The organism is Cereibacter sphaeroides 2.4.1 (assembly GCF_000012905.2).
Taxonomy (GTDB): Bacteria; Pseudomonadota; Alphaproteobacteria; order Rhodobacterales; family Rhodobacteraceae; genus Cereibacter_A; species Cereibacter_A sphaeroides.
Window position 1 is genome coordinate 761421 of sequence record NC_007494.2, and the last position, 12872, is coordinate 774292.

The 12872-nt window shown below is 69.1% G+C and carries 13 protein-coding genes and 1 pseudogene; 3 read left to right on the forward strand and 11 right to left on the reverse strand.

Annotated features, from left to right (window positions below; genetic code table 11):
- The first annotated feature begins 57 nt into the window (after window positions 1-57).
- A complete protein-coding gene (locus tag RSP_RS18985; protein WP_011339504.1) occupies window positions 58-1239 on the forward strand; it encodes a phage major capsid protein in 1182 nt (393 codons plus the stop codon).
- On the forward strand, window positions 1176-1541 hold the full coding sequence (locus RSP_RS18990) for a phage holin family protein (RefSeq protein WP_011339505.1): 366 nt from the start codon (window positions 1176-1178) through the stop codon (window positions 1539-1541). The genes RSP_RS18985 and RSP_RS18990 overlap by 64 nt, the downstream gene beginning before the upstream one ends.
- On the opposite strand, the pseudogene RSP_RS18995 reads toward RSP_RS18990, so the two are convergent.
- From RSP_RS18995 to RSP_RS19040, 10 genes and pseudogenes are all read right to left on the reverse strand, one after another.
- Window positions 1531-2255 (reverse strand): annotated as a pseudogene (locus RSP_RS18995) (IS5 family transposase); the annotation flags it as partial. The gene RSP_RS18990 and the pseudogene RSP_RS18995 overlap by 11 nt on opposite strands.
- Window positions 2256-2347: 92 nt before the next feature.
- Window positions 2348-3253 carry a 5-dehydro-4-deoxyglucarate dehydratase gene (gene kdgD / locus RSP_RS19000; RefSeq protein ID WP_011339506.1) on the reverse strand — a complete coding sequence of 302 codons (906 nt, stop codon included), beginning with the start codon at window positions 3251-3253 and terminating at the stop codon, window positions 2348-2350.
- Window positions 3254-3371: 118 nt separating this feature from the next.
- Window positions 3372-4898 carry an aldehyde dehydrogenase (NADP(+)) gene (locus RSP_RS19005; protein ID WP_011339507.1) on the reverse strand — a complete coding sequence of 509 codons (1527 nt, stop codon included), beginning with the start codon at window positions 4896-4898 and terminating at the stop codon, window positions 3372-3374.
- Window positions 4899-4939: 41 nt separating this feature from the next.
- Window positions 4940-5596 (reverse strand): RraA family protein, encoded by a 657-nt coding sequence (locus tag RSP_RS19010; RefSeq protein WP_011339508.1) that lies wholly within the window; start codon window positions 5594-5596, stop codon window positions 4940-4942.
- Window positions 5593-6393, reverse strand: coding sequence for an HpcH/HpaI aldolase family protein (locus RSP_RS19015; protein WP_011339509.1), 801 nt, complete (start codon window positions 6391-6393; stop codon window positions 5593-5595). The genes RSP_RS19010 and RSP_RS19015 overlap by 4 nt, the downstream gene beginning before the upstream one ends.
- Window positions 6390-7232: a carbon-nitrogen hydrolase family protein gene (locus tag RSP_RS19020; RefSeq protein WP_011339510.1), complete on the reverse strand. Its 843-nt coding sequence runs from the start codon at window positions 7230-7232 to the stop codon at window positions 6390-6392. Before RSP_RS19020 ends, RSP_RS19015 begins: the two co-directional genes overlap by 4 nt.
- Before the next feature lie 51 nt (window positions 7233-7283).
- Window positions 7284-8279: a DctP family TRAP transporter solute-binding subunit gene (locus tag RSP_RS19025; RefSeq protein ID WP_009561204.1), complete on the reverse strand. Its 996-nt coding sequence runs from the start codon at window positions 8277-8279 to the stop codon at window positions 7284-7286.
- A gap of 67 nt (window positions 8280-8346) precedes the next feature.
- On the reverse strand, window positions 8347-9627 hold the full coding sequence (locus tag RSP_RS19030) for a TRAP transporter large permease subunit (protein ID WP_002723068.1): 1281 nt from the start codon (window positions 9625-9627) through the stop codon (window positions 8347-8349).
- Window positions 9624-10178 carry a TRAP transporter small permease gene (locus tag RSP_RS19035; protein ID WP_009561206.1) on the reverse strand — a complete coding sequence of 185 codons (555 nt, stop codon included), beginning with the start codon at window positions 10176-10178 and terminating at the stop codon, window positions 9624-9626. Before RSP_RS19035 ends, RSP_RS19030 begins: the two co-directional genes overlap by 4 nt.
- Before the next feature lie 204 nt (window positions 10179-10382).
- The gene (locus RSP_RS19040; RefSeq protein ID WP_017140420.1) at window positions 10383-11084 is read right to left on the reverse strand and encodes a FadR/GntR family transcriptional regulator; all 702 of its coding nucleotides are present in this window, start codon (window positions 11082-11084) and stop codon (window positions 10383-10385) included.
- 307 nt (window positions 11085-11391) lie between these two features.
- On the opposite strand from RSP_RS19040, the gene RSP_RS22370 reads away from it, so the two are divergent.
- A complete protein-coding gene (locus RSP_RS22370; RefSeq protein ID WP_011339512.1) occupies window positions 11392-11802 on the forward strand; it encodes a hypothetical protein in 411 nt (136 codons plus the stop codon).
- Window positions 11803-12023: 221 nt separating this feature from the next.
- Here the strand turns inward: RSP_RS22370 and RSP_RS19045 are convergent, their stop codons facing one another.
- Entirely contained in the window at window positions 12024-12740 is a 717-nt protein-coding gene (locus RSP_RS19045; protein WP_011339513.1) for a LuxR family transcriptional regulator, read from the reverse strand.
- Window positions 12741-12872: the final 132 nt, after the last annotated feature.

The following is a 12872-nucleotide window of genomic DNA, read 5'->3' on the forward strand; positions in this document are numbered from 1 at the left end:
CCGCCTGTGGCGGGGCCGTTCGGCTGCGCGGATGCAGCCCTGCCAAGAGAGGATCCCATGGCACGACAGAACCTCGACGACCTGCGCCGCGCCCGGAAGGCCGCGGCCGACACGATGGCCGCGGTGGCCGCCCGCATCGGCGCGCTCGAGGCGGCCGAGGCGCCGGACGCCGCCGCTCTCGAGACCGAGACTGCGGCCTTTGCCGCTGCCGAAGCCGCCTTTGCCAAAGCCGATGCCGCCGTGACGCGCGCGGCGGCCGTGGAAGCCGCACAGGCCGCCGCGGCGCAGGGCGATGGCGCGGGCGCCGGGGGCGGAGCGGGTGCTGCCGGCGCCGATGCCGTGCCGGCCGTGGCGTCCGATCCGGCGCATCGCGGGGTGGCGGCGGGCTTCATGGTCCAGGCGCTCGCGCGGACCAAGGGCGACCGCGACAAGGCGGCCCGCCTCCTCGAGGCCGAGGGCCATGGCGCGATCTCGGCCGCGCTCTCGGGGGCCAGCGAAGGCGCGGGCGGCGTCACCATCCCGCGCCCCCAGGCGGCCGAGCTGATCGAGATGCTGCGCGCCCGCGTCGTCGTGCGCGCCTCGGGCGCCCGCACGCTGCCGATGCCCGCGGGCGAGATGCGGCACGCGAAGCAGGTGGGCTCGGCCGTCGCCGCCTATGCCGCCGAGAATGCCGCCATCGCGCCGAGCCAGCCCAGCTTCGACAAGATCGACCAGAGCTTCAAGAAACTCTTGGGCATGGTGCCCATCGGTAACTCGCTCCTGCGCCACTCGGGCGTGGCGATGGCGCAGCTCGTGCGCGACGATCTCCTGAAGGTCATGGCGCTCCGCGAGGATCTCGCGTTCCTGCGCGGCGATGGCAGCGCCGACACGCCGAAGGGGCTGCGGCACTGGATGCTGCCGGCGAACTGGTCCGCCGCTCCGGTGGCCGCCACGCCGGCGGCGGCTGAGGCGGCGATCCGGCGCACGGTGTCGCTCGTCGAGGATGCCGATGTGGGCATGGTCTCGCCCGGCTGGATCATGCGGGCCTCGACGAAGAACTGGCTCGCGAGCCTGAAGGACCCGAACGGCAACCCGCTCTTCCCCTCCATCGGGGCGTCCGCGCAGCTCATGGGCTTCCCGATCCGGACGAGCTCGCAGAGACCCGCGCGACGAGCGCACACAACAGGAGCGGCGCGATGCCGAAAGAGGGACTCATCGACACCATCGCCGCGCTCAGGGGCGGGTCCATCGCCACGCTGATCGCGGCGGCCATGGGACGGCTCCTGTATCACACCAACGAGGTCCGCGCCCGCCGCCGCGCCTTCTTCGGCCGCGAGTTCCTCTGGGAGATCCCCGCCCTCGTCCTCATGACCTTCGTCGGCGAGGCACTGAGCTCCTCGCTCAACCTCGACCGCCGGGCGGCGATGGGGCTCGTGGCGATGCTCGCCTACCTCGGCCCGCGGGGCACCAAGGCGATGGCCGAGCGGCTCTGGCGGGGACTCTGCTGCACAAGTCGACTGATGATCGGCACGCCCCTTTCCCCGGACATACCTATCCTGTGACTTCCGTGATGGGTGTCCCGAGCGCGGTGAAGCCGTTCAGGACGGCGACACGAACCTGGAACTCGGCGACCTGACGGTCGAAGTCCCTGGCGGACAGTCGGTGGCCCGGCAGCTTGAGGCAATGCATCTTCGTCGCTGTCCGGTTTCGGCGGGGGTAGCCGCTCCATCGTCGCCAGATGGTCCGGCCGACGCGCTTCGATGTGCGCAGGATTTCGTTGCGTGCGATTGCACCGGTGGTGTCAGGTTTACAGACTTTGGCGTTCTTCCGCGGCGGGATGACGGCGGCCGCGCCGCGGGAGGCGATGGCGTTATGGCACTTGCGGGTGTCGAAGGCGCCGTCGGCGGGGACGGTGGCGATGTCCTGGTCGGGCGGGATCTGGTCCAGCAGCTCGGGCAGCATCGGCGCGTCGCCGACATCGCTGATGGTGAGCTGGGCGGCCCGAATTTCCAGTGATTTCTCATCGATTCCGATGTGGATCCTGCGCCAGACCCGCCGCTTCGGGCCGCCATGCTTGCGGGCATTCCACTCGCCTTCCCCCCTCCACCTTGATACCTGTGCTGTCGACCAGCAGGTGCAACGGACCGTCCGAACCGCGGTAGGGGATGTTGACCTTCAGGGGCTTCTGGCGCCGTGACAGCGTGCTGAAGTCAGGCGCGGGCCCAAGCCAGGCCGCTCACCTGCAACAGGCTCTCCACGAACCCGGTCGCCTGGCGGGCCTCGCAGAGTCGGGACCCACATCCCCGCCGCCGCCCGTGATCGTCACCCGGCCCGGTGAGCCCCGCGGACGCGGGACCCACCCCGGATTTCATTCCCGATGCGCGTCGATCAGGGCCTTGAGGATCTCTTCCTCCTCGCCGGTCAGATCCGAGAGCGGCGCCCGCACCGGGCCCGCGTCGAAGCCCACCAGCCGCACGCCCGCCTTGACCGCTGCGACCGCATAGCCCTTGCGGCGCGAGCGGAGCTCCATGAACGGGTAGAAGAAACTGTTGAGGATGCTCTCGCAGGTGGCGCGATCCCCGGCCCGCAGCGCGGCGTAGAACTTGTTGGCCAGCGCCGGAACGAAGTTGAACACCGCCGAACTGTAGGTGGTGAAGCTCGCCCCGAGGTAGGCCTCGGCAAAGAGCTCCGCCGTCGGCATGCCGCCGAGATAGGTCAGCCGGTCGCCCATCTTCGCGGTGATCTGGCGCACGAGGCCGATGTCGCCGGTGCCGTCCTTGAAGCCCACGAGGTTCGGGCAGTCGTCACAGAGCCGCGCCAGCGTGTCGGCCTGCAGCACGGCATTGTCGCGGTTGTAGACCATGACGCCCATGCCGGTGGCCTGGCAGACCGCCCTGACATGGGCGTAGAGCCCTTCCTGCGGCGCGTCGATCAGGTAATGCGGCAGCAGCAGGATGCCGTCGCCGCCCGCCGCCTCGACCGAACGCGCGATGCCCCGGGCAATCTCGGTCCCGTAGCCGCAGCCCGAGACGATGGCGGTCTTGCCGGCGCTCTCCTTGGCGGCCTTGACGATGGCGGGGATCTCGTCGGGGGTCAGCGAGAAGAACTCTCCGGTGCCGCCCGCGGCGAAGAGAACCGGCGCGTCGAAGCCGGACAGCCACTCGACGTGCTTCTGGTAGGGGGCGGCGGCGAACCTGTTCTCGGCGTCGAACGGCGTGACGGGGAAGGAGAGCAGGCCGGAGCCGAGGGCCGCCTTGATCTGTTGCGGGTCCATGAGGGGTCCTTTCGATAGGATGCAGAGAGGTTTGGGGCATGGCCGCGGCCATGCGAAACGGGCTGCCTGCCCGAAGGCGCTGCCGGCGACAGCGCCTTCGGGGCCAAGCGGCAGGGGCTCAGGCCAGATCGCGCGGCAGCAGCGCAGGGGGCAGGTTCTGGTAGCTCACCGGGCGCAGGAAGCGGCGGATCGAGAGCGTGCCGACCGAGGTCGCGCCGAAGTTGGTCGAGGCGGGGTAAGGCCCGCCATGCACCATGGCGTGAGAGACCTCGACCCCCGTCGGAAAGCCGTTGACGAGCAGCCGGCCGGCCTTGCGCTCGAGCACCGGCATCAGGCGCTGTGCGAGCGCCGTGTCGCCCTCGTCCATGTGGATGGTGGCGGTGAGCTGGCCCTCGAGGCCGCGGGCAAGCGCGTCCACCTCGTCCGCGCCCGAGACCCGCACCACGAGGCCGAGCGGGCCGAAGACCTCTTCGCCAAGCGCCGGGTCCCGCAGGTAGCTCGCCGGATCGGTCTCGAAGAGGTTGGGCAGGGCGTTGCGGCCGTCGCTGTCGGTGGTCAGCACCGGCCGCACGTCCGGGCGCCCGTCGAAGCGGGACCTGCCCTTCCTGTAGGCCTGTGCGATATCGCGGGTGAGCATGCACTGGGCGGGCACGCCGCGCAGCGCCTCGGCTGCGGCGGCGACGAAAGCGTCGCCCTCGGGGCCGATCTCAACCACGGCAATGCCCGGGTTGGTGCAGAACTGGCCGGCGCCCATGGTCAACGACGCCGCCCAGCCCGTTCCGATCGCGGCGCCCCGCGCCTTCACCGCTTCGGGCAGCAGGAACATCGGGTTGACCGAGCCCAGTTCGCCGAAGAAGGGGATCGGCACCTCGCGCTGCGCGCAGAGGTCGAACAGCGCCCGCCCACCCTTGAGCGAGCCGGTGAAGCCCACGGCGGCGATCAGCGGGTGCTGCACCAGCGCCTGACCCACGTCGCGCCGGCCGCCCTGAATCAGAGAGAAGACGCCGTCCGGCATCCCCGTCTTCCTGATCGCGGCGAGGATCGCCTCGGCGACGATCTCGGCGGTGCCGGGGTGCGCGCCATGGCCCTTGACCACCACGGGACAGCCCGCGGCCAGCGCAGCGGCCGTGTCGCCGCCGGCGGTGGAGAAGGCGAGCGGGAAGTTCGAGGCGCCGAAGACCGCGACCGGGCCTATGGGACGCATCACGAGCCGGATGTCGGGGCGCGGCAGCGGCTGGCGTTCGGGCAGCGCCACGTCGTGACGGCGGTCGAGATGTCCCCCCTCGAGGATGTGCTCGGCGAAGAGCCGCAACTGCCCGGTGGTGCGGCCACGCTCGCCCTGAAGCCGCGCCTCGGGCAGGCCGGTCTCCCGACTGCCGATCTCGGTGATCGCCTCGGCGCGGGCCTCGATCTCGTCGGCGATGGCCCGCAGGAAGACGGCGCGGCTTTCGCGGGTCGTCTGGCCGTAGGTCCAGAAGGCCTCCTCGGCGGCCCGGCAGGCGCAGTCGACGAGGTCAGGCGTGCCGACCGAGAAGGCGTGGCTCGGGCCGTGGGCGGGATCGGAGGTGAAGCTGGTCTCGCCAGCCACCCATTCGCCCGCGATCAGGTGCTTGCCGTGCGGCGTGAAGACGGATGTGTCGAGCATGAAAGGCTCCCGTGTCTGAGATGTCGTCCGACCGCGGGCGGTCAGGTCTGGGTGTCGTAGCCGTTGAGCACGGCCAGGCTTTCGCCGGCGGCGAGACGCCGGCGCCAGTCGACCTCGCGCGCCTCGTCCGCCTCGGCGCACGCGACCAGCGCCGCAAGATCCGGGCGTTCCGGGTCGAGACAGAGCAGGCCGTTCTCGTCTCCGAAGATCAGGTCGCCGTCCCGCACCGGAACGCCGCCGGGACAGACGGTGCCGAAAAGCTCGGCCCCCGGCGCCCGCAGCGGACGCGTGGTGACGACACTCGTGCCGCGCGCGAAGAGCGGAAGGCCCAGGGCCGCGATCTCGGCGATGTCGGTCACCATGCCGTCCACCACGATCCCCGCCGCGCCCGCGGTCCGCGCGGCCAGCGCCACCATCTCGCCCACGCAGGCGATCCGGTCGTCGCCGCACCGGTCGATGACCAGCACGTCCCCCGGCCGGATCGCATCGAGCACGCGGTGCACTGGCTCCGCATCGGGCAGCGGCTGGCGCACGGTGATCGCGCGGCCGAGCATGCGCCCCGGCACCAGCGCGCGGATCCGGGGCGAAAGGAACCCCGCCGTCAGATGGTGCCCGAGCGAGGCGGGCTGCAGGGCGCGCAACCGCTCGATCAGGTCAGGGTCCAGCGCGGCCGTGGGGCGTCGGGGGTGCCGGATCATGCCCGGGTCTCCCGCAGCGCCGTGGCGATCCCTGCCGCCGTGCGGCAGCCCTGATTCAGGAAGCCGATGTCATTGCCGACCAGCAGCATGTCGCCGCCCTCGGCAAGAAGGTCCGCGGCCTGTTCGTCCGTGGCGGGCGCGCAGGGCAGCATCACATGAATGCCCTTCTCGCGGCATTTCGCGATAAGCAGGCGCATGGCCTCGCGGACCGTCGGCTCGCGCATGGAATAATCCACCTCGAGGCCGCTCGAGAGGGCAAAGTCCGCCGGGCCGAAATGCACGGCATCGATGCCGGGCACGTCGAGGATCTCGTCGATGTTCTCGAAGAACTCCGGGCTTTCGGCCATCGGGACGATGAACGTGTCGCGGTTGCTGCGCCGGGCATAGTCCGCCCAGTCGAACCCCGGTCCCGCCCATCCGGCCGAACGGACGGAGCTGTCCCCGCCGCGCCGACCCAGGGGCGGGAACTTCGTGGCCGCGATGATCGCGCGCATCTGGTCCGCATCGTGGACCTGCGGCACGATCACCCCCGCCGCGCCGAGTTCGAGCGCCTTGCGCAACCCGGTGGGCGCGCTGTCGGGTACCCGGACGAGCGGCGCCACCCCGGCCAGCCGCGCGGCGAGGATCATGCGCTCCATCGGCAGATCGAGGCCCAGCACGCTGTGCTCGGCGTCGATGAACACGAAGTCGAGCCCCCAGGCGCCCGCGATCTCGACCGCGGAGGGGCTGCCCGAATAGACGTTCATGCCGAAGACCGGCCCGCCCGCGGCGAGCCTGTCGCGCCACTCGGGGCTCATGCCTCGAGCCAGAGTGCTGCGGGGGCGGCGCAGATGCGGTAATCCTGCGGGCGGCGGTCGCGGAAGGGATGCACCTCGTAGACGCCGGGATCGCGGATGATCGACTTGGTGCGCGCGCGCGCAAGGTCGATATCGACGGTGAAGATGCCTTCCTGCATGCCGGCATTGAAGATCTCGTTGCCGTCCGGGCCGATGACGTGGCTGCTGCCCATGAAGGCCATGCCGTCATCGACGTCGATGCGGTTCGAGGACAGGAAATAGACGAAGTTCTCGGCGGCGCGCACGCGGCTGAAGAGGTCGGGCAGGATGCGGGCGGCCTCGGGCCAGGCGGCGGGCAGCACCACGAGTTCGGCGCCTTCCAGCGCCAGCGTGCGGATCACCTCGGGGAAGCGGATCTCGTAACAGATCGCGAGGCCGATGCGGCCGATCGCCGTGTCGAAGACCGACGGGCCCTCGATCTGGGGGATGTCGGCGAAGCGGTCGCCGATCATGAACGGCAGGTGCATCTTGTGATGCAGGCCGATGATGCCCTCGGGCCCGATCAGGGCCGCGGTGTTCAGGGCCTGCGGGCCGGACTTCTGATAGAAGCCCACGACGACATGGATGTCCGCCTCGCGGGCCGCCAGAAGAATGGGTGCGAGATCGCCCCGCTCGATGTCGACGGCCGCCTGCAGCAGCGCGGCGCGGTCGTCGAACGAGCCGCCGGTGAGGAAGCACTCGGGAAAGACGATGAGCCGTGCCCCGTCGGCCGCCGCGGCGCGGGCGGCCTCCGCGACGAGCGCGACGGTGGCAGGGGTGTCGCCGTGCACGGGCGACAGCTGGGCGAATGCGATTTTCATGTCCACTCCATTCTGCGGGAGCGGGACCCGCGGCGCGGGTCCCGGCCGGGCTCAATCCAGCGAGAAGCCGACCGCATCGAAGACGGTGCGCACGAGCTCGGGATCGAAGGTCTGTGCATAGGTGCGGATGACCGGGGCGACGGCCTCCTGCATGCGGGCGAGCTCTTCGGGGGTGATCTCGGTCACGACATTGCCGGCCGCCCGGATCTCCTCCAGCGCGCTGTCCTGCGCCGCGCGCGAAATGCGGCGCTGTTCGACCGCAGTCTCCTGCGCGACCTTCTGGATCAGGGCCTTTTCATCGTCGGTGAGCTTGTCCCAGAAGGGTTTGCCGATCAGCACGATCTGCGGATTGTAGTTGTGGCGGGTGACCGAGAGATATTTCTGCACCTCGGTATATTTCGCGGTGAGAGCGAAGGGCGCGGTGCATTCCTGCCCGTCCACGGCGCCGGTCTCGAGCGCGGTGTAGAGTTCGGTCACCGCCATCGGCGTGGGATTGGCACCGAGCGCCCGCCACATGTCGACGAGAAGCGGGTTCTGCTGCACGCGGACCTTGAGGCCCGCGATATCCTCGAGCCTGTGCACCTCGCGGGTGTCGTTGGTCAGCTGGCGGAAGCCCTGTTCCCAGAAGGACAGGCCGATCACGCCATGTTCGGGCAGCTGATCGGTGAGCTTCCTGCCGACCTCGCCGTCGAGCAGCGCATCCATCACCTCTTCGTCCTGATAGATGAAGGGCAGATCGAGGATGCCGAAATCCTGCGCCTGGGTCATCATGTTGCCGGCGTTCCAGACCATCATCTCGACCACGCCGCCCTGAAGCGACGACAGCACCTGCACATCGCCGCCGAGCACGCCATTGGCGAAGACGCGCGTCTTCAGCTTGCCGCCGCTCTGCTCCTCGAGCTTCTGCGCGAAGATATGCATGCCCTGCACCGGAGGCGTGCCTTCCTGACCGGTGGCGGCGAACTTGATGGTGCGGCTGCTGTAGTCCTGCGCCTGTGCGCCGGTCGCAAGAAGGGCGGCGGCCAGAAGGCCGTGGATCAGTTTCATGGGTCTGTCCTTGTTGGAGTTTCGGTCGGTCGGGATATTCCGGAGCTTCTGGGGCTCCTGTGGAATGTCAGTGCAGCAACCACTGCAGCGGCTGGGTCACGAGGGCGGGGAAGAGGATCAGGAGGAACAGCACGGCCACCTGCGCGAGGAGGAAGGGCAGCGTCCCGCGCACCAGTGCCTCGTAATCGAGACGGCCCACGGCGCAGACCACGTTCAGCACCGTGCCGACCGGCGGCGTGATGAGGCCGATCGAGCAGTTGATCATGAAGAGCACCCCGAAATAGATCGGATCGATGCCTGCCTCGATCACCACCGGCACCAGAATGGGGCCGAGCAGGAGGATCGTCGGGGTGAGATCCATCGCCGTCCCCACCATCAGGATCAGCAGCATCAGCACCACGATCAGCAGCGTCTGGTTGCCCATCAGCGGCTCGATCAGGTCGACGAGCTGGCCCGGAATGTCGGCCACCGAGATCATCCAGGCCGGAATCGCGGCCGCGGCCACGAGGAACATCACGCCCGCCGCGGTCTTGCCTGCGTCGAGCACGAGGTCCGGCAGGTCGCGCCAGCTCAGCTCGCGGTAGACGACCAGCGCCACGAAGAGCGCATAGACGGCGGCGACGGCGGCGGCCTCGGTCGGGGTCACGATGCCGAAGCGCAGCCCGACGATGATGATCACCGGCAGCATCAGCGCCCAGAGGCTGCGGCCGAAGGCCCGCAGCCGCTCGCGCGCACCGACCTTGGGTGCGGTCGCCACATCGTCGCGGCGCGAGACGAAGAACCACGCGATGCAGAGCGCGAGCCCGATCATCAGGCCCGGCGCGATGCCCGCCATGAAGAGCTTGCTGATCGAGAGGTTCGTGGCCACGCCGAAGACGATGAAGCCGATGCTCGGCGGGATGATCGGGCCGATGATCGCCGAGGCCGCGATGAGACCGCCCGAGCGTTCGCGCGCATGGCCCGCGGCCACCATCATCGGCAGCAGCAGCGCCGAGAGCGAGGCCGCATCCGCAAGGGCCGAGCCCGAGAGGCTCGAAAGCAGGACGCCCGCGAAGATGGTCACATAGCCGAGGCCGCCGCGGTGGTGGCCGACGAGCGCCCGCGCCAGATCGACGATGCGGCGCGACAGGCCGCCTGCGTTCATCACCTCTCCGGCGAGGATGAAGAGCGGGATCGCCACCATCGGGAAACTGTCGACCGCGTTCAGCAGGTTCTGCGCGATGATCTGCCCGTCGAAGAGCCCCATCTGCCACATCAGCGCCGCGCCGGTCACGATCAGCGCATAGGCGATGGGGGCGCCGATGCCGATCATCGCGATCAGGGTTCCGAGAAAGAGGCCGATGGTCATTTGCGGCCCTCCGGCGCGAGCGCGCCCACATGGCGCTCGACATCGCTTTCCTCTTCGGAGGTGCCGGGGCGCAGCGCGCTCTGCGGCAGACGCCCGGTCAGAAGGAGAAACATCTGATGCAAAAGGAAAAGGCCGCTCATCGCCGCGAAGAAGACCCCGGCCGCATAGAGCAGGGCCACCGGCAGTCGGGTCCCCGGCGCGATCACCTTGAGATTGATCACCATCTGCTGCCAGCTGCCGAGCAGCATCTGCCAGCTGACATAGAGCATCACCGCATGCGCCAGAAGGAACAGCCCCCGCTGCGCCGCGACCGGCACGCGCCGCACCAGCGCATCGACCCCGATGTGACCGCCGTCGTAGAGCACGAGCAGCGCGCCCGCGAAGGTCATCCAGACGAAGAGCAGGCCGGACAGGCCCTCGGTCAGGAAGATGCCGCTGTTGAAGAGGTAGCGCAGCACGACATTGAGAAAGACCATGGCCAGGATGCCGCCGAGGCACAGGACCACTGCCCCGCGCAGACTGCGCAGGTAGACTTCCCTTAGGTAAGACATAAAGCCCCCTGTTGAGTGTGACCGCGGTCGGTGCCCGGCCCACCGTTCTCGTTGCAAAGAGGCCTGGTGCCCGGAAGACGCCCGGGCAGTGCTCTAGCCCGACGTCTGTCCGGGATCTGCGCGCAGACTCGACGCGGCTACCTCCCTGAACCTTCGATAGCTAATTGTATGATGTCTGTCAAATGATGACTGTTGAATTATGAGTTATGCGTCGGTCAGCCGGCGACGGTAGCGCTCCAGCGAGGTGGAGAGATGCATCCGCATCGCCTCCTGCGCCGCGGCCGCTTCGCCCGCGGCGATGGCCTCGACGATCTGCCGGTGCTCCTCGACCATCTGGCGCAGGTAGTCGCCGGTGATGCCCGATTGCGGGTCGTGCAGAAGCTGGCTGCGCGGAATGATGACGGGGCCGATGAAATCCATGAACTTCGGCATCCAGCTGTTCCCGCTCGCCCGCGCGATCGCCAGATGGAAGGCATAGTCCAGCTCGCGCCGGTGCTCGGCGAAGGCCTCGAGATCGTCCGTCTTCTCGAGCACCTCCCGGATCTGGCGCAGGTCTTCCGCGGTGGCCCTCCGGGCCGCAAGGCCGGCGGCTTCCACCTCGACCCCGAGCCGGAGCTCGAGCAGTTCGAGCACCTCCGAGAGCTCGCCCGCCGCCTCCCGGGTGATCGACAGCGCCGGATTGCCGCGCTCCTCGACGAACACGCCGACGCCGTGGCGCGATGTCACCAGCCCCTCGGAGCGCAGCGTCGCGATGGCCTCGCGCACCACGGTCCGGCTCACGTTGTACATCTCGCACAGCTGCGCTTCGATGGGGATCTTGTCGCCCACGGCGTAGTCGCCACGCTCGATGCGCCCGGCCAGATCCCGGGCGACGACGGAAGCCAGGCTGTCACGGCGTTTTCTCATGAAGGTCCCCTGTATTGCACGGTCATCAGACAACTGATGAGCTGGCATGTACAGGGCGGAACGACGGGCGGCAACTGCCTCCGCGGAGCGGTCGGCCCGAGCGACGGGCGCGTTGGGCCGCATGAGGAGCATGTCCTTCGTTGCCGGTCGCGGATCCCGCACTTCGGAACGCGGCGCGCCTCCGAGCCTGTCCGTTCACGAAGCGCGAAATCGACAGGCGGGCAGCCGGACGCGTGGCCCGAGCGCCCCGCCCCCTCGCCGCGCCTCCGCCGGACGGCAAGGCGGACGGGCAAGGCCGTCGGAACTAATGCCTAAGGCCGGGTTTCGGGCAAAGGAGGAGCCCCATGGCCGGATCCTGACGATCACTGGCGTCTTCGACAGCAAGGAGGCGGCGGCGCGTGCCGTCGAGCGGCTCGTCGAGGCGGCCGTATCGCGCGCTTGTCTCCGGCTTGCGTCCGGGCGCCTCGACGCAGAGGGGCCGCGAGAGGAGAGCCACAGCCCCGGCGATCCGGTGCTCGACCATGTGCTGCCCGAACCGGAGCAGGCGCACCGTTCCGAAGGGATCTCGCGCGGCGGCACGCTCGTCTGCAACCGCGACGTTCCGCGCGAGCTGCACGAGACGGCTGTGGCGCTTCTCGCAGAGGAAGGGGCGTGGACATCGAGAAGCTTGCGCTGGAGTGGCAGCGGCGGGGAGAGGGGCCGGCGCCCCGGGAGCTGAGGGGCGCGACGCGCGACGCGGCCGGGACTGACCCGCACCGGAACGATCGGAAGGCCCACGGCGCGGGCGCCCCGGTCGGACCGGAGGGCGGGGGGGCCTGAGCGAACGGGCGGCCCGGCCTCCGGCGGCGAGGGCCAGAGCCGCCGCGTCCGGTCCTGGTTCGGCACCGGAGCCTGTTCGTCGGGCGCAGACAGGGACATTGTTCCGGCCCCGGCCGTGCGTCAGCGACCTGTATAGATGCCGACCGCCTGTGTGCGAGATGTCACATCGAGTTTTTTCAGGATCTCGCTGACGTGATAGGTCACGTTGCGCCGCGACAACCCCAGGATGAGGGCGATTTCGCTGTTGCTCTTGCCATGCGCGATCCAGTCGAGGATCTCGATCTGCCGCGGGCTCAGTTTCGCGAGGCCGGCGAGAGCGGGCGACACCGCGGCGGCGGCGGGCAAGAGCGAGCCCGCGCGCACCAGAACGGCCAGCGCCACGATCCGCCCGGCCTCGGCGATCTCCTCCGGATAATCCTCCCGCTGGGCAGACAACATGGTGATGGCGCCGATCCGCCCCCGACGGTCCGGGAGAGGAACGATCAGCCCCGCCCGAGCCTCGAAACTGTGCGGACACGGGAAATACCTGTCTTTTCTCAATGACTTCCAGCTCCCTGACCGCCAGATCAGGGGCTTGATGCCGGTCACGGCATAATCGAGCAGCGGATCCCGGATCCGGGCCGACGCCGGATCGGAGGCGCCGTCCTGCTCGCAGGGCCAGGTGGTGAGGTGAGGCGCCGTCACCGCCTCCAGTGCATGAGGTCTTTGGTAGGCGAGCGAATAAGTCTGGAACCCAAGGCCCACGACCGCGTCTTTCAAGGCCTGAGACAGTTCGTTCCGGCTCTCGGCGCGAGATATGGACCCCACCGCATTCGCGGTAACTGCAAGAAGACTCATGGATCCATTCCAACGGGTAGCACGCTCTATCCGATGGCTTTGGCCTAGTCCGCATGGGTCAACTGGTCAATCGAACAGTTGAAGCAGTTCTCAATTTGTTGCGATGGGCAGCTTTACGCGCATCCGCAGGGC